This is a genomic window from Amycolatopsis sp. AA4 (assembly GCF_002796545.1).
GTDB lineage: Bacteria > Actinomycetota > Actinomycetes > Mycobacteriales > Pseudonocardiaceae > Amycolatopsis.
Window position 1 is genome coordinate 1,761,550 of record NZ_CP024894.1, and the last position, 19,865, is coordinate 1,781,414.

18 protein-coding genes and 1 pseudogene are annotated in these 19,865 nt (G+C 70.7%); 9 read left to right on the forward strand and 10 right to left on the reverse strand.

Features of this window, described 5'->3' with window-relative positions:
• The first annotated feature begins 14 nt into the window (after positions 1 to 14).
• Both CU254_RS08455 and CU254_RS08460 read left to right on the forward strand, forming a co-directional pair.
• Positions 15 to 1,763, forward strand: a complete 1,749-nt coding sequence (locus CU254_RS08455) for a proline--tRNA ligase (RefSeq protein ID WP_037712989.1) — start codon at positions 15 to 17, stop codon at positions 1,761 to 1,763.
• A 5-nt stretch (positions 1,764 to 1,768) separates the two neighbouring features.
• A complete protein-coding gene (locus tag CU254_RS08460) occupies positions 1,769 to 2,749 on the forward strand; it encodes a hypothetical protein (RefSeq protein ID WP_009074654.1) in 981 nt (326 codons plus the stop codon).
• On the opposite strand, the gene CU254_RS08465 is transcribed toward CU254_RS08460, so the two are convergent.
• The 8 genes from CU254_RS08465 to CU254_RS08500 all read right to left on the reverse strand — a co-directional run bounded on the left by CU254_RS08465 (position 2,689) and on the right by CU254_RS08500 (position 11,365).
• On the reverse strand, positions 2,689 to 4,860 hold the full coding sequence (locus tag CU254_RS08465; RefSeq protein ID WP_009074657.1) for a bifunctional lysylphosphatidylglycerol flippase/synthetase MprF: 2,172 nt from the start codon (positions 4,858 to 4,860) through the stop codon (positions 2,689 to 2,691). The two genes, CU254_RS08460 and CU254_RS08465, sit on opposite strands and share 61 nt — an antisense overlap.
• Before the next feature lie 232 nt (positions 4,861 to 5,092).
• Positions 5,093 to 5,794, reverse strand: a complete 702-nt coding sequence (locus tag CU254_RS08470; protein WP_037716784.1) for a haloacid dehalogenase-like hydrolase — start codon at positions 5,792 to 5,794, stop codon at positions 5,093 to 5,095.
• A gap of 30 nt (positions 5,795 to 5,824) precedes the next feature.
• Positions 5,825 to 6,235, reverse strand: a complete 411-nt coding sequence (locus tag CU254_RS08475; RefSeq protein ID WP_009074660.1) for a YjbQ family protein — start codon at positions 6,233 to 6,235, stop codon at positions 5,825 to 5,827.
• A 16-nt stretch (positions 6,236 to 6,251) separates the two neighbouring features.
• Positions 6,252 to 6,896, reverse strand: a complete 645-nt coding sequence (locus CU254_RS08480; protein WP_009074662.1) for a response regulator transcription factor — start codon at positions 6,894 to 6,896, stop codon at positions 6,252 to 6,254.
• Positions 6,897 to 6,920: 24 nt separating this feature from the next.
• Entirely contained in the window at positions 6,921 to 8,174 is a 1,254-nt protein-coding gene (locus tag CU254_RS08485) for a sensor domain-containing protein (protein WP_009074664.1), read from the reverse strand.
• Between the two features lie 747 nt (positions 8,175 to 8,921).
• Positions 8,922 to 9,140, reverse strand: a complete 219-nt coding sequence (locus tag CU254_RS08490) for a hypothetical protein (protein ID WP_009074665.1) — start codon at positions 9,138 to 9,140, stop codon at positions 8,922 to 8,924.
• A gap of 8 nt (positions 9,141 to 9,148) precedes the next feature.
• The gene (locus CU254_RS08495; RefSeq protein WP_009074667.1) at positions 9,149 to 10,258 is read right to left on the reverse strand and encodes an acyl-CoA desaturase; all 1,110 of its coding nucleotides are present in this window, start codon (positions 10,256 to 10,258) and stop codon (positions 9,149 to 9,151) included.
• A gap of 18 nt (positions 10,259 to 10,276) precedes the next feature.
• Positions 10,277 to 11,365: a ferredoxin reductase gene (locus CU254_RS08500; protein WP_009074668.1), complete on the reverse strand. Its 1,089-nt coding sequence runs from the start codon at positions 11,363 to 11,365 to the stop codon at positions 10,277 to 10,279.
• 92 nt (positions 11,366 to 11,457) lie between these two features.
• On the opposite strand from CU254_RS08500, the pseudogene CU254_RS08505 reads away from it, so the two are divergent.
• The 3 genes and pseudogenes from CU254_RS08505 (at position 11,458) to CU254_RS08515 (ending at position 13,316) form a co-directional block, all read left to right on the forward strand.
• Positions 11,458 to 12,136: pseudogene (locus CU254_RS08505) on the forward strand (TetR family transcriptional regulator).
• Between the two features lie 4 nt (positions 12,137 to 12,140).
• Positions 12,141 to 12,542 carry a VOC family protein gene (locus tag CU254_RS08510; RefSeq protein ID WP_009074672.1) on the forward strand — a complete coding sequence of 134 codons (402 nt, stop codon included), beginning with the start codon at positions 12,141 to 12,143 and terminating at the stop codon, positions 12,540 to 12,542.
• Positions 12,543 to 12,587: 45 nt separating this feature from the next.
• Positions 12,588 to 13,316 (forward strand): lipoate--protein ligase family protein, encoded by a 729-nt coding sequence (locus tag CU254_RS08515; protein WP_009074674.1) that lies wholly within the window; start codon positions 12,588 to 12,590, stop codon positions 13,314 to 13,316.
• Between the two features lie 90 nt (positions 13,317 to 13,406).
• Here the strand turns inward: CU254_RS08515 and CU254_RS08520 are convergent, their stop codons facing one another.
• On the reverse strand, positions 13,407 to 14,045 hold the full coding sequence (locus CU254_RS08520; RefSeq protein ID WP_037712992.1) for a histone-like nucleoid-structuring protein Lsr2: 639 nt from the start codon (positions 14,043 to 14,045) through the stop codon (positions 13,407 to 13,409).
• A 145-nt stretch (positions 14,046 to 14,190) separates the two neighbouring features.
• On the opposite strand from CU254_RS08520, the gene CU254_RS08525 reads away from it, so the two are divergent.
• Both CU254_RS08525 and CU254_RS08530 read left to right on the forward strand, forming a co-directional pair.
• A complete protein-coding gene (locus tag CU254_RS08525) occupies positions 14,191 to 15,585 on the forward strand; it encodes an NAD(P)/FAD-dependent oxidoreductase (RefSeq protein WP_037712993.1) in 1,395 nt (464 codons plus the stop codon).
• 25 nt (positions 15,586 to 15,610) lie between these two features.
• Positions 15,611 to 16,180 carry a TetR/AcrR family transcriptional regulator gene (locus tag CU254_RS08530; RefSeq protein ID WP_009074679.1) on the forward strand — a complete coding sequence of 190 codons (570 nt, stop codon included), beginning with the start codon at positions 15,611 to 15,613 and terminating at the stop codon, positions 16,178 to 16,180.
• A gap of 31 nt (positions 16,181 to 16,211) precedes the next feature.
• Here the strand turns inward: CU254_RS08530 and CU254_RS08535 are convergent, their stop codons facing one another.
• On the reverse strand, positions 16,212 to 18,467 hold the full coding sequence (locus tag CU254_RS08535; RefSeq protein ID WP_009074681.1) for a hypothetical protein: 2,256 nt from the start codon (positions 18,465 to 18,467) through the stop codon (positions 16,212 to 16,214).
• A gap of 268 nt (positions 18,468 to 18,735) precedes the next feature.
• Between CU254_RS08535 and CU254_RS08540 the strand changes: the two genes are divergently transcribed.
• Complete coding sequence (locus CU254_RS08540; protein ID WP_009074684.1) at positions 18,736 to 19,239, forward strand: DUF3145 domain-containing protein; 504 nt, start codon at positions 18,736 to 18,738, stop codon at positions 19,237 to 19,239.
• Positions 19,240 to 19,262: 23 nt separating this feature from the next.
• Complete coding sequence (locus CU254_RS08545; protein WP_037712999.1) at positions 19,263 to 19,862, forward strand: hypothetical protein; 600 nt, start codon at positions 19,263 to 19,265, stop codon at positions 19,860 to 19,862.
• Positions 19,863 to 19,865 lie beyond the last annotated feature (3 nt).

The window sequence follows — 19,865 nt, forward strand, 5'->3', positions numbered from 1 at the left end:
GCAGGGAGTTCCCAGTGATCACCAGGATGTCGTCGTTGTTCCTCCGCACGCTGCGCGAGGATCCGGCGGACGCCGAAGTGCCCAGCCACCGGCTGCTGGTGCGCGCCGGCTACGTTCGCCGGGTCGCCCCGGGTGGTTACTCGTGGCTGCCGCTCGGCCTGCGCGTGCTGCGCCGCGTCGAGGAGGTCGTGCGCGAGGAGATGAACGCGATCGGCGCGCAGGAGATCCAGTTCCCCGCGCTGCTGCCCCGCGAACCCTACGAGGCCACCAACCGCTGGACCGAGTACGGCGACAACCTCTTCCGCCTCAAGGACCGCAAGGGAGCCGACTACCTCCTCGGCCCGACCCACGAGGAGCTGTTCGCGCTCACCGTGAAGGGCGAGTACAGCTCCTACAAGGACTTCCCGGTCACGCTGTACCAAATCCAGACCAAGTACCGCGACGAGGCGCGCCCCCGCGCGGGCATCCTGCGCGGCCGCGAGTTCGTCATGAAGGACTCCTACTCCTTCGACCTCGACGACGAGGGCCTCGAGCGCTCCTACCAGGCCCACCGCGACGCCTACATCAAGCTGTTCGACCGCCTCGGCATCGAGTACGTCATCGTCGCCGCCACGTCCGGCGCGATGGGCGGCTCCGCGTCCGAGGAATTCCTGGCCGTCGCGGAGAACGGCGAGGACACGTTCGTCCGCAGCACCGAATCGGGTTACGCGGCGAACGTCGAGGCCGTGGTCACGCCCGCGCCCGCCGCGCGTCCGATCGAGGGGCTGCCCGAGGCGCAGGTCCACCACACCCCGAACACGCCGACCATCGAGACCCTCGTCGCGTTCTTCAACGCCGCCGGCCTCGGCCGCGAGTTCACCGCGGCGGACACGCTGAAGAACGTCCTGGTCAAGACGCGCCAGCCGGGCGCGAAGGAATGGGAACTGCTCGGCATCGGCGTCCCGGGCGACCGCGAGGTGGACTTCAAGCGCCTCGAAGCCGCGCTCGAACCCGCCGAGGTGGAGCTGCTCGAGGAAGCCGACTTCGCGAAGAACCCGTTCCTCGTCAAGGGCTACATCGGCCCGAAGGCACTGCAGGAGAACGGGGTCCGCTACCTCGTCGACCCGCGCGTGGTCGAGGGCACGGCCTGGCTGACCGGAGCCGACCAGCGCGACCACCACGTGCTCGACCTGGTCGTCGGCCGCGATTTCACCCCGGACGGCACCATCGAGGCCGCCGAGGTCCGCGAGGGCGACGCGTCGCCGGACGGGCACGGCACGCTCGTCGCCGCGCGCGGCATCGAGATCGGGCACATCTTCCAGCTCGGCCGCAAGTACACCGACGCCTTCGAGGTCGACGCGCTCGGCCCGGACTCCAAGCCGGTCCGGATCACCATGGGCTCCTACGGCGTCGGCGTCTCCCGCCTGGTCGCCGTGCTCGCCGAGCAGAACCACGACGAGCAGGGTCTCGTGTGGCCGCGCGAGGTGTCGCCGTTCGACGTGCACGTGGTCATCGCGGGCAAGGACGAGACGGTGCGCGAGGGCGCGGAGAAGCTCGCCGCCGAACTCGACGCCGCCGGTCTCGAAATCATCCTCGACGACCGCAAGGCCACCCCGGGCGTGAAGTTCGCCGACGCGGAGCTGGTCGGCGTCCCGACGATCCTCGTCGTCGGCCGCGGCCTCGCGAACGGGCTGGTCGAGGTCAAGGACCGGCGCACCGGCGAACGCGAGGAAATCGCCGTCGATTCGGTGGTCGACCACCTCGCGAAGCTCGTCCGCGGCTGAAGCCGGTGGGCTGGTTCGGCCGCAAACGCCGCGACGACGGCGGGTACCAGGACAACGCCGCGCTGAGCGGCTTCGGCGGGTACCAGCCGTCCGACGCGCCGAAGTTCCCGAGCGCCGGGTACGGGAAAACCGACCCGGCGCCGGGACCGGCCGAACCAGCCCAGCAACCGTCTGAACCGGACCCGCCGCGGCAGTCCCGCACCCCGGCCCAGCCGCCGCGGGGAACGCCCCGCAAGGTCAACCTCCGCCTGGTCAAGGCGGTCCCGATCGTCATCCTGATCGGGGTGTTCGGCTACAACGTCTTCTCCGCCAAGAGCCACCGTTCCGCCAGCACGGACGACACCCCGCGCGCCCCGTACACCTACCAGCCGGAACCCCGCGTCGTCGTGCCGCCGGTGGTCCCGGGATGGCAGTCCGTGGCAGGCAAAGACGGCAGTTACGCGTACGACGTGCCGCCGTCCTGGGAGCCCGCGCCGACCACGCTGCACGGCTGGGACGCGGCCGCCGGATCGCCCGGTATCAACCTCTCCACCAGCGCGTTCCTCGGTCAGCACACCTGCAAGGAAGACCCGGTCGGCCAGATCGGCGGCGCCGGCTTCACCACCGAGAAGACCGGCGACGCCGCCGAAGCCGCTCGCAAGGCCGTCACGGATCTGGGCATCAGCGCGTACACCGGCGAAGGCGCTCCGCCCGCGAAGGTGACGCCTGGTGCGCCGGAGAAGACCGAAGTCAAGAACGACAGCCGGGCGGGCACGCTGGTAATCGCCGAGGTGACCCCGAGCAACGCCCCGTGCCAGCCGAAGAGCGTGCTGGTTGGGGCGCTCGCGCTCGGCGCGGGCGAGAAGTCAGCCGTGCTGGTCGCGTACTCCGAACAAGGCCGCCCGGGATCCGCGTCCCGGGACGACCTCGTCCGGATTCTGCACAGTTACCGCGCCGTCCCGGCCGCGGACCGGTCCACGACCACGCCGCCGCCGACCACGCGCTGACGTCGCAGCGCCAGCTTCGCGAAGTCCATCAGGCCGGCGTTCGGCAGGTACGCGCGGCTGAGCGCGATCCCGATCCGCGGCAGATCGGCTTCGTCGCGGTAAGCGAGGTACAGCGGCTCGTGCCGCGGCTGGAACTTCGCCTTGAACGCGTGCAGGGAACGGAATCCGTAGTACGGCTCCATCATCGAACCCAGTGCGTCCAGCATCCGGTCGACCATCTGCCGCGGAGTGCTGTCGTTGCTGCGGACCAGCGGCGCGCCCGAGAGCGACACGAACTTCGCGCCTTCCTCGCGGAACGCCAGGCAGGTCGAGGCGATCAGGAACTCCATCACCGGCCGGAATCCGCCCGCGCGACGGCGCATCACGTCGAGCGTCCAGCCGCCGACCTCGCCGGCCCCGGTGTGCACCGGCAGCCACGACGTCACGCCGTGCACCGTGCCGTCCGCGTCGACCGCGAGCCCGACCCGCGTCGCCGGGTCCATCGCCTGGTCCACGCCGCCGAGCGTGAAGCCCATTTCCGGCAGGCCCTTGTCGCAGATCCACTCCTCGGACAGCGCGCGCACCTGTTCCCGGATCGACCACGGCTGTTCGGCCAGCCGCACCAGCCGGAACTCGATCCCGTCCTTCTTCGCGCGGTTCAGCGCGGTCCGCACGTCCTGCCACGCCTTGCCGCGGAATTCGAGGTTTTCCAAGTCCACCAACGTGTCCTCGGCGACCTGCACGTGCTGCCAGCCCAGTTCCTTGGTCTGCGCGACGGTTCCCGCGGTCGCGGAGAACACGCACGGCACGAGCCCGGTGTTCTCGCACATCGCGGCGAATTCCCGCAGCGTGCGGTCGCTCGTCCCGTCCGGCGCGACCGGGTCGCCGAGTGCGACCGCGACGCCCGCGTGCCGCTGATACGCCAGGTACGACGCACCGTCCGAGGCGACGAAGTAGGTGTTCTGCGGCCAGGTCGTCATCCACGAGATGGTGCTGCCGCCGTTGCGGCCCAGCAGAAGCCGGGCGAAGGCCGGGTCCGGCCCGCCGCGGAACAGCTTGCGCCGCCTGCGCCGCGAGGGCACGCGGAACGCGCGCCGCGCGGAGATCAGCAGCACGAGTTCGACTGTCCACAAGAGATTGTCCACGATGAACAGCGGCGGGCTGCTGAGGTCGTAGTCCTCGCGGATGAGCTGCGTGATCGCGACCAGTCCGGCCAGCACCGCCATCTGCGACGCGGCGAGCACGCACAGCGCGATCGCGCACCGCCAGGCGAACCGCGAACCGCGGCGCAGCCCGTTGAGGATCGGCACCGCCACGATGCACAGCGGGAGAAGTTCGTTGCCGGACAACGAGATCGAGTCGGACGAGCCGAACGGGCCGTCGCCGGGGACCAGCCACATCACCACTTCGGCGACGACCAGCAGCACCAGCCCGGCCGAAGCGAGCAGCCGCCATTCGCGCAGCGACGGCTTGTTCGCGTTGCGCGCGGCCGGCCCGGCGAGCCGCCGGCCCAGCGGCAGCGCGAGAACGAGCGCGAAGAAGTGCACGAGATCGGCGAGCGTGCCGACGTAGACGATCGCGACCCCGGCGTACACGCAGAGCCCGGCCCGCAGGCGCAGCCGCCACGGCGTGCGCAGGGTCGCGCTGGTGATGGCGATCGCGGCGAGCGCGCCGCCGGAGAAGCCGACGTCGAGCGTGCCGGCGATCCGGTCGGCCCAGGCCCACCCGGAATTGCGGGAAAGTTCGAGGAATTGCACCGCGACGACCGTCGACACCAATTGCCCGCCGATGGTCACCGCCATCGCGCGCCGGGTGCCGAGGTGCCATTCGGCGAATCCGGCCATCAGCGCGAAACTGCCCGCCATCGGCAGGTAGAACCACGGGCGCAGGGCGTAGAAGGGGCCGGTGAACAGCGTCCACCAGCGGCCGTGCTCGAGCGAAGGAAGGCCGTAGGCGTAATAGTGGAAAGCGTGCTGGTGCTCGGCGGCGTGCCAGAGCGAACCGGTCGCGACCCCCACGATCAAAATGGCGAGCACGACAGTCGTCGTGAACGGAAGCCGGTTCCACACCACCGCCAGCCGCCCGCGTGCCTCTCCGGCCGTGAGGCCGGTTCCCCCCTGTGCGATCGTCATGGGGAAAGTTTGGCGCGGCGATCTTAAGCGGTCATCGGCCGTCGGACCTACTTCTCCCCCTAAGGGACTGCTACCCCAGGGGGACCCGACCCTGGCCCCAAGACTGACCCTCGGCCCCGGTCAGCGCTCTGACCAGGGAAGATGCGCTGGCATTCGGCCAATATGCGGCGTATCCGACCCGGAACAGGGGTTGACGCCAGAACTGCCCGAACGAGTGATCCCGGTCGCTCGCTCAGGGCAGTCCGAGCACCGCGGCGCGGACCGCGGAAAGATCGGCGAGGTCGGGCAAAACCAGGTGCGCGCCCGCGTCCGTCAATTGTTCGGCGGAAAACCGGCCGGTAGCAACGCCGATCGCGACCGCGCCGTACGCGAGCGCCGCCTCGATGTCGTGTGGCGTATCCCCGAGAATCACTACGGATTCGGCAGGAAATTTCGTGCCATGCTTCGTTTCCGCGGCTTTGACGGCGTACGGAACGAGATCCGCGCGATGCGGCGAAAGCGAGCCGTAGCCGCCGATCTCCAGATCGAGATGTTCGTCGAGTCCGAGCGCGGCGAGCTTGTGCAGCGAGATCTCCGGCAGGTTTCCGGTGATGAGGCTTTGCACGACGCCCTCGCGGCCGGCGAAGTCGGCGAGCACGGCCGCCGCGCCGTCGAGCGCCCGGCCTTCCGCGGGCAGCGTTTCCCGGGCGCGTTCGACGGCCGCGATCAGCTCCCGCCACATCCGCTGGATGGTTTCCTCGTCCGGTTCGATCCCGTGCAGGGCGAGCACGTCGGCGGTGATCGCGCGTTCGGTCCGGCCGCCGAAGTCCGGATGCGTGCGGAACTCCGCGCCGGTCGCCGCGGCGAGCGCGGCCCCGTACCAGCCGATGCCCAGCCCGGTGTAGTCGACGAGCGTGTGGTCGATGTCCCAGAGCACCAGCCGGTGCGAGCGAATGGCGGTCACGTCCGCGATGCTACGGCGGGATCAGCCGGTGAGGTAGCTGAAGCGGACCCGGCGGACGGGGTTGTCGACGTTCGTGTCCACCAGGCACACCGACTGCCAGGTACCGAGCAGCAGCACGCCGCCGAGCACCGGCACCGTCGCGTACGGCGGGAGGAACGCCGGGAGCACGTGGTCGCGGCCATGCCCGCCGGTGCCGTGCTGGTGGCGCCAGCGGTGGTCGCGGGGGAGCAGGTCGTCGAGCGCGGCGAGGAGGTCGTCGTCGCTGCCCGCGCCGGTTTCCAGCACCGCGAGCCCGGCCGTCGCGTGGGGCACCCACACGTGCAGCAGGCCGTCGGTGGCGTCGGCGTCGCGCAGGAACTTCTCGGCCTCCCGGGTCAGGTTGTGCACGACCGCGGCGTCGCCGGTGTGCACCTCGATCTCGGTGGAGTACATGCCGTCAGGGTAGGCGTCAGGAATCGAGATAGCGGAGCACGGCGAGGACGCGCCGGTTGTGCCCGTCCGACGGCGGCAGGCCGAGCTTGCCGAAAATGCTCGTCACGTACTTCTCGACCGAGCCCGCGGACAGGAACGCCTCCGCCGCGATCGCCGAGTTCGACCGGCCCTGCGCCATCAGCCCGAGGATCTCGCGTTCGCGCGGCGTCAGCTCGGCGAGCGGGCCGGCGTGGCCGGTGGTCGCGAACAGCTGGCGGACGACTTCCGGATCCAGCACCGTCTCCCCGGCGGCGACGCGTTCCAGCGCGGTAAGGAAGTCCGACACCTCGGCGACGCGGTCCTTCAGCAGGTAACCGACCGCGCCTGCTTCCCCGGCGAGGAGCTGCTTGGCGTAGTTGGTTTCGACGTATTGCGAGAAGACCAGAATCGCGCAGCCGGGTCGTTCGGCGCGCAGGTCTATCGCCGCGCGGAGGCCTTCGTCGGTGTGGGTCGGCGGCATCCGGATGTCCACAATGGACACGTCGGGCCGGTGCTCGCGGACGGCGGCGCGGAGGTCGTCGGCGTTCTTCACCGCCGCGACGACCTCGTGGCCGCGCAGGCCCAGCAGTTCGGCCAGGCCCTGGCGCAGGATGGCCGAGTCTTCCGCGATCACGATCCGCACGGTTTCCCCCTCATTTTCCCGAGTCTAGCGAGGCAGCGGGAGGGTCGCGGTGACGACGGTCGGGCCGCCGGCCGGACTCGACACGGTCAGTTCGCCGTCGGCCGGGCGGAGTCGTTCGGCGATCCCGGAGAGCCCGCCGCCGGGGATGATCGCGGCGCCGCCTTGGCCGTGGTCGACGACGGTGAGCCGCAGGGTGTCTTCGCGGTCTTCGACCAGGACTGTGCAGCGTCCGGCACCGTGTTTGGACGCGTTGGTCATGAGTTCGGCGGCGGCGAAGTACACGATGGTTTCCAGTGACGGGGGCGGGCGGCGGCTCAGCTCCACGGTGACTGTCGCGGAGAAATCGGCGGAACTGGCCAATGTGGACAGTGCGAGGCTCAGGCCTTTGTCCAGTGCCGCGGGGTGGATGCCGCGGGCCAGGTCGCGCAGTTCGGTGAGGGCTTGTTTGGCGTTGCTGTGGGCGGCGTCGACCAGGGTGCGGAGCTGGTCCAGGTTGACGGTGTCAGTGGCCAGTTCTTCCTTGGCCAGGCCCAGTTTCATGGCCATGGCGACCAATTGGGCTTGAGCGCCGTCGTGGAGGTCGCGTTCGATGCGGCGCAGTTGTTCGGCTGCTTCGTCGAGGGCGGTGGCGCGGGTTTCCTCGAGGAAGCGGACTCGTTCGCGGAGGTCGGGGTCGGCTGCGAGGGTGCGGAGGAGGAAGCGGTCCGCGTTGGCGATCTGGTGCACGACGGCGGGCCAGGCGGTCAGGATCAGGACGCCGGTGAGGCACCAGCCCAGGGTGCCGATCCAGGTCGGGCTCTGGATGTTGAAGACCGGCAGGCCGTGGTCGCGCCGGGCGGCGAGGAGCCAGGTGAGCGGGTAGGTGAAGGAGGCCAGGCCGTAGAAGCCGAGTGCGCCGGCGCCGAGGAAGGCGACCAGGCCGAAGGGGAGGCGGAGCAGGAGGTAGGCGACTGAGCGCCAGGCCGCGCGGTCGCCGAGGCGGGCGGTCAGCCAGTTCCAGAGGCCGGGTTTCAGCTCGGTTCTCGGCGGGGGCGGCAGGGCGAGGGCGAGGAATTTCGCGGCCAGGCGGCGGTGGATGCTTCCGGCGAGCCTCGCTCCGCGGAGGACGGCGATGAGGAGGCCGATGCCGAAGAGGACCGGGGTGAGGGCCAGGCCCAGGGCGGTTCCGACGAGGAGGAGGACCAGGGAGAGGAGGGGGAGGAGGCCGGTGGTCGCCAGCCAGGCGGTTTCGGAGAGGGCTTGGCGCGGGGTGGGAGGCCAGAGGGTTCTGGGGGTCATGGGGTGACCTGGGGGGTGTTGCTGGGTGGGGGGCTTGGGCGGGTCACCTGGTCGAGTTTGCCGTCGGGGCGGGGTGGGGGGTAGCCGGGTGGCTGGGGTGGTGGTGTGGGGGATAGCCCTACCTCGTCGCCCTGGGGGGCGACATTGCCGTCGTCTTTGGTTGCGTGGGGCACCCCGAATTTTGATTGTGCTGACGGTTCGGGGGTGCTTGTCAAGGCGGGAAAGATGCCTTGACAAGCACCCCCGAACCGCAGGGCGGCTTTGTATCGGGGTTGGGGGAGGGGTGGGTGCCCCCGGGGGTTGGGTGTGGCGGCTGCGGTTTTTTCGCGGGTTGGGTGGTGCGTTGTTTGGGTGCGGCGGTGGCGGTTGTTGCGCGGCTTGGGTGCGTGGGGGCTTGGGGGTTGCGGCGTGCGGTTAGCGCCCCAATGTGGCATTGGGTGCGTGGGATGCACCCAATGTGGCGTTGGGTGCGTGGGATGCACCCAATGTGGCGTTGGGTGCGTGGGATGCACCCAATGTGGCGTTGGGTGCGTGGGATGCACCCAATGTGGCGTTGGGTGCGTGGGATGCACCCAATGTGGCGTTGGGTGCGTGGGATGCACCCAATGTGGCGTTGGGTGCGTGGGACGCAACCAATGTGGCATTGGGGGCGTGGGCGTTGCTGCGGTGGGACGGGCGTGAGGGGAACCCTGAGGGACTCAGAGTCCCGTAGGGTTCCCCTCACGGACTAGCCGGGCTGGCGACGCGTCAGTCTGTCTCGTTGCTGGGGTCCAGGCGGGCGTCGTCTTCTTTGGCGCGTTGGGCTGCTTCGCGCATTTCGATCATGTCCGTGAACCAGTCGCCCGTTTCGCGGGCTATGTCGCGGACCGCGCCGGTGATTATCGTGGCGATGTTGCCGATGTGGGTGGCTGCTGACTCCGTCAGCTCCTGCACGGTGTCCTTGCCACTTTCGAATGGGCCGACCATGGGCTTCCTCAGGCTGCTCGGAGTTGCCGTTCCGGGTCCACGGTAGCGGTCGGGGCCGGTTTTCCGGGGAGGGCCAGCCGCACGATTTTCTTCGCTACCGACCACAGTTGCTTGCGCAACGGGCCCGTGTTGTATGGCAGGCCGTAGCGTTCGCAGATTTCCCGCACCTCGTCCGCGATCTGCGGGTAGCGGCGGGCGGGCAGGTCCGGGAACAGGTGGTGTTCGATCTGGTGCGACAGGTTCCCCGACAAAATATGGAACAGCGGGCCGCCGGTGATGTTCGCCGAGCCCAGGATCTGGCGCAGGTACCACTGGCCGCGCGATTCGTTCTCGGTCTCTTCCTCGGTGAAGCTTTCGACGTCCGCCGGGAAGTGGCCGCAGAAGATGATCGAGAACGCCCACAGGTTGCGGACCAGGTTGGCGCTCGCGTTGCCCAGGAACGTCAGCGGCGCGAGCGGGCCGGTGAGCAGCGGGAACAGGACATAGTCCTTGCCGATCTGGCGCGACGCCTTGCGGACGATCCGGCGCAGCACCGGCACGTTCTCCGCCCACGTTCGCTCGCCCTTCACGACCCGCTCGACCTCCAGGTCGTGCAGCATCACGCCCCACTGGAACAGCAGCGCGAGCAGCGTCGCGTACACCGGGTTGCCCAGGTAGTACGGATGCCACTTCTGCGCCGGGTCCATCCGGAGGATTCCGTAGCCGACGTCGCGGTCCTTGTCGACGATGTTGGTGTACGTGTGGTGGATGTAGTTGTGCGAATGCCGCCAGTTCTCCGCCGGCGCGACGGTGTCCCATTCGAACCGCTGCGAGCTCAGCTCCGGGATGCGCGTCCAGTCGTACTGGCCGTGCATCACGTTGTGGCCGATCTCCATGTTGTCGAGAATCTTCGCCGCGGACAGCGCCGCGACGCCGGCCAGCCACGCGGGCGGCAGGAAGCCGGCGAACAGCAGGCCGCGGCCGGTCACCTCCAGCGCGCGCTGGGTTTTGATGATCTTGCGGATGTACTCGAGGTCCTCCTCGCCGAGGTCGTCGACGATCCGCTGGCGCAGCGCGTCGAGCTCCCGGCCGAATTCCTCGACCTGTTCGGGGGTCAGGCGGTCCTGCAAACCGGTCATGCTGCATACCTCCGGTGGTCAGGCGTCGATTTCGACGTCCCCGACGGGGACGCTGACGCAGAGCTGGATTTCTTCGTTCTCCTCGCCGGAGACCTCGCCGGTGCGGGCGTTGCGGACGCGTCCGGCGGTTTTGAGCTGCGTGCACGAGAAGCAGATGCCCATCCGGCACCCGTGCTCCGGCGTCAGGCCCGCGTCCTCGGCCTGTTCGAGCAGCGGCTTGCCGGAGTTGTCGCACTCCTTGCCACTGCGGGCGAAGCGCACCCGGCCCTCGGCGGCCTCCTCGGCGAAGGTCAACGGTGCCGCGGTGAACTCTTCGGTGTGCAGTCGTTCACTCAACCCTTCGTTTTCGAAGAGTTCGCGGGCGGCGGCCATCAGCGGAGCCGGACCGCAGAGGAACGTCTCCGCCTCGCGGAACCACGGCGCGGCCTTCTCCAGGTGCTCGACGGAGAACAGGCCGTGCAGGTCGCCGCCGCGGCGGGCGTGGGTGTGGGCGTGGACCACTCGGAAACCCGGGTGCCGGGCGGCGAGTTCGGCGAGTTCCTCCCGGTAGAGCGCGTCCGCGGGGGTGTTCGAGTAGTGCAGGAACACGATCTCGCCGGGGTGTCCCTCGGCGACGAGCGTCCGGGCCATCGCGAGCACCGGCGTGATCCCGCTGCCGCCGCTCATCAGCACGATCCGGTCCGGGCGCGGCGACGGCAGGGTGAATTCGCCGTCCGCCGGCGAAAGCCCGACCACCGCGCCGACAGCGGTGTCCTGCAGATGCCGCGAGACCAGGCCCTTCGGGTCGGCTTTCACGGTGAATTCCAGGTCGCCGCTGCCCTGCGCGCCGCACGGCGAGTAGCAGCGGGTCCGGCGCACGCCGTCGATCTCCACCTGCATCCGCACGTACTGGCCGGCGCGGAAGCCCTGCCACGCCCGGCTCGGACGCACCGTGAAGGTGACGGTGTCCGGCGTCTGATGCCGCACGGCGGTGACGCGGCCGCGGATCTCGCGCCGCACCAGCATCGGGTCGACCAGTTCGAGGTACCGGTCCGCGCCGTGCGGGGTGAGCAGCGCCTCGGCGAGCGAGACGAGCCCGCGCACGCGGCGCGGGAGCAGTGCGGTCATCACCCCTCCAGAAGTTGAGTGCACAGTCGTACACTGACTAGTGTGGGGGCAAGGCCGGGGGGCCTGTCAACGCGGAAGCGAGGTGATGTGACGTGGGCCATGCGGCGATCGCCAGTACGCTGCTCGACGTGTCCGCAGCCGAGGAGCCGGCCGGCCCGGTGAGCCGGCAGGAGCGCAAACAGCGCACCCGTCAGGCGCTGCTCGACGCGGCGCTCGACCTGCTCGCCGACCGGAGTTTCGCCAGCCTTTCGCTGCGCGAGGTCGCGAAGGGCGCGGGCATCGTGCCGACGGCGTTCTACCGGCATTTCTCCTCGATGGAGGAACTGGGCGTCGCGCTGGTCGAGGAGACCACGCGCACGCTGCGCGGCCTGCTTCGCGGCGCGCGCACCGAGCAGAGCGGCTACGGCGGGATGATCCGGGCTTCGGTGCACACGCTGCACCGGCACGTCCGCGAGCACGAGGACCACTTCCGGTTCGTCACGCGCGAGCGCTACTCCGGGCCCGGCGCGGTGTCCCGGGCGATCGCGGTCGAGATGCGGATGTTCTCCAGCGACCTGGCGCTGGACCTGGCGCGCTTCGACCCGCTGCGCACCTGGCCCACCGAGGACCTGCACGTGCTGGCCGACCTCATCGTCACCGCGATGCTCGGCACGGTCGCCGAACTGCTCGACATCCGTCCCGGCGACACCGCCGCCGACGAGCGCACGTTGGTCGCGGCGGAAAAAACGGCTCCGGATGATTCTGCTCGGGGTGCCGCACTGGCAGCCTTAGCGACATGGCCTATCTGCACCTGACCGCGATCATCGTCGACGACTACGACGAGGCGATCGACTTCTTCACCCGCGCGCTGGGTTTCGACCTGGTCGAGGACTCGCCGTCGCTCACCAACGACGGCCGCCCCAAACGGTGGGTGGTCGTCCGTCCGCCCGGCGGCGAAACCGGCCTCCTCCTCGCGCGGGCCGACGGCGAGCGGCAAGCGCGTGCGGTCGGCGACCAGCACGCCGGTCGCGTCGGGTTTTTCCTGCGGGTGGACGATTTCGCGGCGAGTTATCAGCGGATGCGCGACGCGGGGGTCGAGTTCCTCGGCGAACCGCGGACCGAGCCGTACGGCCAGGTCGTCGTGTTCCGGGACATCGCGGGCAACCGCTGGGACCTGCTCGGACCGGCCGCGTCCTGAGCCTGCTCTACGATCCCGAAGTCCAGCAGATCGTGGAGGAACGTTATGCCGAGCGGGTCGGAAGTCCGAGCCGAGTTCGCCGACCCAGCCGAAAACCTGGCGTTCGACGAAGCACTGCTGCGCGAGGGTCCGACCGAGCCGGTGGTGTGGCTGTGGCGCAACCCGGTGTGCGTCGTGGTCGGCCGGGGACAGCGGATCGCGCGCGAAGTCCGCGTGGACGAATGCGCTCGCGACGGCGTTCCGGTGCTGCGGCGAGCCAGCGGCGGCGGCACGGTGTTCCACGACCCGGGCAATCTCAACGTGACGCTCGTGCTGCCCGGCCCCTCGCCGCGTCCGCTGGAAATGCTCGGCCTGGTGATGTCCGCCGCAGTAGAGAAACTCGGTCTCCCCGCCCGGATCGGCGACCGCGGGATCTTCGTCGGCGACGCGAAACTGTGCGGCTTCGCGGTGTTCCGGACCAAAGACGTGCTGCTGGCGCATTCGACGCTGCTGGTCGACACCGATGCCGCTCGCGTCGGCGCGTATCTCACCGGTCCGCCGCCGGACCCGAAGCCGCTGGACTCGCACCGGAGCAAGGTGGCGTCTTTGCTCGACCACGGCGTGCGGTTGCCGTTGGCGGAAGTGGAAGACACCGTCCGCGCGGCCGCGGCGGGACTCCTCGGTCCGCTTCCGCCGCGCGAACCGACGGCAGGAGAGTTGGAGCGGCAGCGAGCGTTGCTGTGGAGCCGCTACGAATATCCCGACTGGCACGCCGAGGGACGCCAACGTTCGTAATCGCCTTGTCCGGCAAGCACATCCGAGGCGGAAAGCCGTGAAGGCTCCCTACGGGAAGCGGATTCCCGCGAGGAGCCTTCACGGAACGGATCAGCTCTCCGAGGCGGAGAACAGCACCGGCGGCACCGCGCTGGCCGCACGGCGACGCGGCTTGGCCGGAGCCGGAGCGGTTGCCTTCGCGGGCGCCGCGGTCTTGACGGTCGCGGTCTTCGCCTTCGCGGCGGCAGGGGCCTTGACGGTCGCCGTCTTCGCCTTCGCGGCGGCGGGGGCCTTGACCGCGGCGGCCTTCGTCGCCTTGGGCGCGGGCTTGGCCGCCGCGGCGCTCGTCGACCTCGCTTTCGCGGTGGTCTTGGCTGCCGCGGACTTGGCCGGAGCCTTGCGCGCGGTCCCGGTCGCGCCACCCGTTCGGGCAGTCTTCTTCGCGGTGCCGGCGGCAGCGGTCTTCTTGCCAGCAACGGCTTTCGCGCCCTTGCCCGCCGCGACGGGCTTCTCCGCCGCGGGCTTGGCCTCGGCCTTCTTCGCCCCGGCGAGGAGCCGCGGCCGCAGCTTCCGCCCGCCGGTCCGGCGGCCCGCCTTGGCGTAGCGTTCCAGCAGCCGCCGGAGCGCCGCCGCGTTGCGGGCGCCGAGGTCGATGTCGTACTCGACGCCGTCCAGCGCGAACGCGACGGTCTCGGCCGCGCGTCCTCCGGTCAGGTCGTCCAGTGTGCGGACAGCAGTGTTCCTCGCCATGGGAGCCTCCCGTGCTCGATCGTGGTCGTGCGTGCAACCGGCACGGCGACGACCCGGATTTCGCGGTGCCGCCGGTTTCTTGCAGCTCTCGTACGAGAATAGCGGCAGGCTTGCGCGAACCTGCGCGGTGGTGTGCGCTGTGCGCATGGCAGCAGAGACTTTCGACGTCGTGGTCATCGGGGCGGGTCCGGTCGGGGAAGTGGCCGCCGAACGGGCCGCCAAGGGCGGGCTGAAGGTGGCCCTGGTCGAACACGAACGGTTCGGCGGCGAGTGCTCGTACTGGGCGTGCATCCCGAGCAAGGCGTTGCTGCGCCCGGGAAACCTGCTCGCCGCGGCCAAGCGGATGCCCGGCGTGCCGATCGGCGACGCGCTCGACGCCGAGAAGGTCCTCGCGCGCCGCGACTGGTTCACCGGCAAGGGCGACGACTCCGGCCAGGTCGAATGGGCCCGCGGCGCGGGGCTCGAACCCGTGCGCGGCTACGGCCGGATCACCGGCGAGCGCGAGGTCACGCTCGACGACGGCCGCGTTCTCGCCGCCCGGCACGCGGTGATCGTGTGCACCGGCAGCGTCCCGCGCACGCCGCGGATTCCGGGTCTGGACACCATCAAGCCGTGGGGTTCGCGGGAAGCGACGTCGGCGACGCAGGTGCCCGGACGGCTCGGCGTCCTCGGCGGCGGCGTGGTCGGCGTCGAAATGGCGCAGGCGTGGGCCCGGCTGGGCGCACAGGTCGACCTCGTGATCACCGGCGAACGGCCGCTGCCTCGCCTGCCGGAATTCGCCGGTGATCTGGTGCTGGACGGATTGCGCGAGGCGGGCGTTCGGGTGCACGTGAACTCGAGCTTGACCGAAGTGTCCAGTGTGGACGGTGGCACGCGGCTGAAACTGTCCGGCGGCGACGAGATCGTGGTCGACGAACTGCTGGTCGCCACCGGTCGCGCGCCCGCGACCAGTTCGATCGGCTTGGACGTGCTCGGCCTGCCGACCGACCGCGCGCTCGAGGTCGACGAAAGCGGCCGAGTGTCCGCTGTGGAGGGTGGCTGGCTGTACGCCGCGGGCGACGTCACCGGCCGGGCTTTGCTGACCCACCAGGGAAAATACGCCGCTCGCGTCGTCGGGGACTCGGTCGCCGCCCGCGCCCGCGGCGAGGAGATCTCGACCGAACCGTGGAGCCGCTACAGCGCGACCGCCGACCATCACGCGGTGCCGCAGGTCGTGTTCACCGACCCGGAGGTGACGTCGGTCGGCCTGACCGAGGCGCGCGACGGATCCGCGGACCGGGTGGTGGACATCGACATCGCGGTCGCCGGTTCCTCCCTGCACGCCGACGGATACCAGGGCAAAGCGCGGATGGTCGTCGACACCGAACGCGGGGTCGTGCTGGGGGTCACGTTCGTCGGCCAGGACGTGGCGGAACTGCTGCATTCCGCGACGATCGCGGTCGTCGGCGAAGTGCCGCTGGACCGGTTGTGGCACGCGGTCCCGGCGTTCCCGACGATCAGCGAGGTGTGGCTGCGGCTGCTGGAGGCTTACGGGCTCTGAGCTTGCTTTCCGGTAGCGTCGGGGCATGACCAGTGCCCCCGTTCCCGGCCGGCGTGAACGCAAGAAGGCGGCGACCCGCCAGGCGCTGGCCGACGCTGCCCTGCGGATGTTCCTGGAGCGGGGCTACGACCAGGTGACCGTGCGCGAGATCGCCGACGCCGCCGACGTGTCCACCACCACGCTGATGAAGCACTTCCCGACGAAGGAAGCCCTCGTTTTCGACCGGGAGCCGGAGGTGGACGAGGCGCTGGTCTCGGCGGTCCGCGACCGGCCGGAGGGCATGTCGGTGCTGGCGGCGCTCCGCGCGCATGTGCACGTCCGGGCGACGTCCGGCATCCGCGCGGAGGCCGAACCGTTGCTGCGCTTGGTGCGCGAGACGCCCGCGCTCGCCGAGTACTGGCACAAGATGTGGATGGGGCACGAGCATTCGCTGAGCCGGGTGATCGCCGAGGAGACCGGCGCGCCGGAGGGTGATCCGCGGTGTGCCGTGCTGGCCCATTTCGCGCTGGAGACGGCCGTGCTGGCGGATCGCTCGGACGATCCGCCAGCGATGGTCGACGTGGCGTTCGACCTGTTGGAGAACGGGTGGCAGTGAGCTGCCGGGCGCCGCGGCGGCAACCCGGGGCTCAGGAAGGCAGCGGCAAGTCGAGCGCGCCCTTCGCCGCGCGCACCAGCCCGGGATCGTCCGCAGTGGACGGTCCGGGCTGCCAGACCGCCTGCACGATCCGCACGCCCTTCCCGTCGATCTTGCTGGCGTAGGCGGCACCGTCGAACTGCGGCGGGCCGGACGGCCACTTGCCGGTTTCCGTGGCGACGTCCAGGATTCCGCCGCCACCTGGGTTGTCGGCGATCTGCTTGAGGCGATCGGCCTGTCCGGCGTCGGGGAACTCGACCACCGCGACGGTGACCGCGGCCGGCCGCCCGTCCACGAGCGCGGTATAGCTCGCGCGGCGAACCGCGGAGCAGCTGGTTTGCTGCAGGCTCGCTTGGACGTCCCCGAAAGCGTGCGACGCGCACTTCTGGTCGGCGCTGCTCGCCCGGGGTTCGAAGGTGAGAGTCGGGGCCGGTGGCGCGCTCGACGGGACGCTGCTGGGCGCCGGACTCGGAACGCTGCTCGGCGGCGCACTGCTGGCGGGCGGGGCGGCAGCGGTGTCCTCACCGCCGCTGGTCGCCACGACGATCGCCGACACCACCAGGACGACCAGCAGCACGATCGCCGCGATCGGCACCCACTTGACCGTCCGGGAGCCTGGTTGCCCCGGGTCGGCCGGGGTCGTCGGGCCAGTCGCGGCGGTGGCCGCCGCTCCGGTGGCCCCTGCTCCCATCCCGCCTGCGCCGGTCGTTGTTGTCCCTGTGCTGACTGCCGCGCCAGTGGGTGTTCCGGTTCCGGTGCTGGCTGTCCTGGCTCCCGTGCCCGTCGCGGCGAGGGGTGCCGGCGAGGGCGCACCGAGCGGCGGACTGCTCGGCCCGGGAACCGTCACGGGCACGACCGGCGGAACCGTCTCGCGTGGACGTCCGGCGGCCTGCGGCTTCGCCGGAGACGGCATCTTCTCGGTCGGCGCCTCGGGCGGATCAGCGGACTCGGTCGGCGCTTCGGACAGCGACTCCGGCTCGGTTGGCGGCGTCTCCGTTCGAGGCGGCCGCACCGCGATGATCTTCGGCCGCGGGGCCGGGGGAGCGGCGGGTTTCGGCGCGGCGGAAGGGGTGCTGGGGGGAGCAGCAGCCTTCGGTGCCGTGGTGCTGCCCGCACCGGGGAAGACGGGAAGCCCGGGGGTGTCTCCGGCACCCGCCGGAGTCGGCGCGACTGCGGTGTTGCCGGGACCGGCATCCGCGGTCGATTGTTCCGTGGGAGTCTGCGGTGCTGCGGGGTTGCTGGGGACGACATCCGCGGCCGACCGTCCCGTCGGGCTGGCGGTGGCGGCGGTGGATCCTGTGCTGGCGGCACCAGCCGGGCCGGAGCCGTCGGTGGGCTGGGCCGAATCGGAACTGTCGCTGGCCTGCTGGGCGGCGGAACCGGCGGCCGCGGCGGGGACGGAGGCCGCCGCAGCACCGAGCCCCGCGGATGCGGAGATCCCGGCCTTTCCCGGAGCTGTGCTCGACCAGCCGTTGGTTCCGGGAGCGGCAAGAGCTGGAGCGGCAGGCCCGGGTTGGGAGCCGTTTTGTGCCCCGGCGACCGCGGAACCGGGGTTCGCGGCGGCGGTGCCATCGCTCGTCGCGCCACCAGGCCCAGCCGCAGCCGCCCCAGCGCCAGGAGACCGAGGCCCCGGCGGAACGGGAACGTCGTCCGCGAACCGCACGAACCCCTCGCCGCGCAAAACCTCGTCCGAAAGCTCCGGCGCGTCCGGCGCCAGCGCCGCGATCAGCGCCCGCGCCTGGTCCACCGACCGGGGATGCCGCGCCGTGGCCAGGGAGACCGTCGCCGCCAGCATGGTTGTCGGCGTCGGGTGCAGGACGCGGACCGGGCCCGCGAGGTCGCCGGGCGGCTGGTCGACCGTCTCCACGTACGGGCCGACCGCCACGATCGTGCCGACCGGGCCGCCGCCGAGTTCCGCGATGCGACGTTCGCATTCCTGGGAAAGATCGAGCGCTTCGGTGGCCGGGTTGACGTCGTCGCCGTGCACGAGGGGCCAGCCGTCGGCCTTCCACGGGCCGCTCAGCGGGGCTTCGAGGCGCAGCGCCGGGTCGGGCAGGTCCACGCCGATCACGACGAGCACGCCCGCGGGCAGCACGACCACCGCCTCGACCGGACGGTCCCCGGTCGGGCGGGCGCCGACGAGCGCGACGCCGCCGATCACCGTGCTCCCCCGGCCGAGGGAGGCGAGCGCGGCCCGCACGTCCTCCGCGACGCGCGAGGGCTGCTGCCCGAGACGGACCAGTCGCACCGAAACTCTCCTGTCGAATCCGCAGCGTTTCCGGTGCACCACGCTAGCGTGCCGGGCCGCCGGAACCGTGCTCCGCGCCCTCGCGTCGGCGTGGCTCACCACAATGGGTCGTCCGCCGCGACTTGTGGTGTTCGTGTGGCCAAACAGCACGGTTGGGGTGCAGAATGTGCTACACAGGTCGGGAACTGCCGTGGAGGCTACGCAACCTGCGCAAGGTTCGAGAGGTCGTAGGGGAAGACGTCCCTCGTCGAACAAGCGGAGGTCAGCAGTGAGCACCCGTGGCAGCACCCGAGGCGTGGTGTACGTCCACTCGTCGCCGTCTGCGGTATGTCCGCACGTCGAGTGGGCGATTTCGGGCACCCTTGGCGCCCGCGTCGAGCTGAAGTGGACGGCCCAGCCGGCCAGTCCGGGACAGCTCCGGGCCGAATGCAGCTGGAGCGCGCCCGCGGGAACCGCGGGCAAACTCGCCGCCGCGCTCAAGGCGTGGCCGATGGTGCGCTTCGAAATCACCGAGGAGCCCAGCGCGGGCGTCGACGGCGAGCGGTTCTGCTTCGCGCCCGGTCTCGGGCTCTGGCACGGCCGCACCAGCGCCAACGGCGACATCGTCGTGGGCGAGGACCAGCTGCGCGCGCTCGTCAGCATGACCCGCGGCGGCGAAACCCTCGCGCACAAACTCGACGAACTCCTCGCCGCGGCCTGGGACGAGGCGCTCGAGCCGTACCGGCACGCGGGCGACGGCGCCCCGGTCACCTGGCTGCACCAGGTCGGGTGAGCGGGGGCGGTACCCTCACCCGGGTGAGTGTTCACCCGGCCCCGCCGTCCCGTCAGCGGTGGTTGATCCCCGTGCTCGTGGTGGTGCTGTCCCTCACTGTCGCCGGGGGCCTGCTCGCCCGCGAGCTGTACCGCCGCCCCGATTCCCCGCGCGCGTCCGGCAACGAGGCGATGGCCCCGTCGGCCACGACCCGCGGCGGTTCGGCCGACAAATCCGGCGCGGTCGAGGTCGGGGCCACTCCGGACGCGCAGAACCACCCGCAGGACGACGCCGTCCGCGGCGTGCTGAAGGCGTATTTCACCGCGCTGAACCAGAAGGACTACGAGGCCTGGACCGAGACGGTCAGCGACGCGCGCCGCAGCAAGACGCCGGAAGCGGACTGGCACCGCAACTTCCAGTCCACGAAGGACGTCGACGTCCTGCTGTACCGCATCGAACCGGGCGCGCAGGGCACGCTGCGGGCGCTGGTCGCGTTCACCAGCACGCAGTCGCTCAACGAGGCCCCGGTCGACTTCCAGGAGAAGTGCATCCACTGGCGGCTGGTGCTGCCGATGAAGTACGAGCACGGTTCGTACCGGATCGACACCGTCGACGGGACGGCCACCGAGCACGACAAATGCTGAAGT

Excerpts from the sequence above, each read along its gene's own strand:
- CU254_RS08465 (WP_009074657.1), bottom strand. The coding sequence starts at position 4,860 with ATGACGATCGCACAGGGGGGAACCGGCCTCACGGCCGGAGAGGCACGC.
- CU254_RS08475 (WP_009074660.1), bottom strand. The coding sequence starts at position 6,235 with ATGTACTCCACCGAGATCGAGGTGCACACCGGCGACGCCGCGGTCGTG.
- CU254_RS08485 (WP_009074664.1), bottom strand. The coding sequence starts at position 8,174 with ATGACCCCCAGAACCCTCTGGCCTCCCACCCCGCGCCAAGCCCTCTCC.
- CU254_RS08490 (WP_009074665.1), bottom strand. The coding sequence starts at position 9,140 with ATGGTCGGCCCATTCGAAAGTGGCAAGGACACCGTGCAGGAGCTGACG.
- CU254_RS08495 (WP_009074667.1), bottom strand. The coding sequence starts at position 10,258 with ATGACCGGTTTGCAGGACCGCCTGACCCCCGAACAGGTCGAGGAATTC.
- CU254_RS08500 (WP_009074668.1), bottom strand. The coding sequence starts at position 11,365 with ATGACCGCACTGCTCCCGCGCCGCGTGCGCGGGCTCGTCTCGCTCGCC.
- CU254_RS08510 (WP_009074672.1), top strand. The coding sequence starts at position 12,141 with ATGGCCTATCTGCACCTGACCGCGATCATCGTCGACGACTACGACGAG.
- CU254_RS08515 (WP_009074674.1), top strand. The coding sequence starts at position 12,588 with ATGCCGAGCGGGTCGGAAGTCCGAGCCGAGTTCGCCGACCCAGCCGAA.
- CU254_RS08520 (WP_037712992.1), bottom strand. The coding sequence starts at position 14,045 with ATGGCGAGGAACACTGCTGTCCGCACACTGGACGACCTGACCGGAGGA.
- CU254_RS08525 (WP_037712993.1), top strand. The coding sequence starts at position 14,191 with ATGGCAGCAGAGACTTTCGACGTCGTGGTCATCGGGGCGGGTCCGGTC.
- CU254_RS08530 (WP_009074679.1), top strand. The coding sequence starts at position 15,611 with ATGACCAGTGCCCCCGTTCCCGGCCGGCGTGAACGCAAGAAGGCGGCG.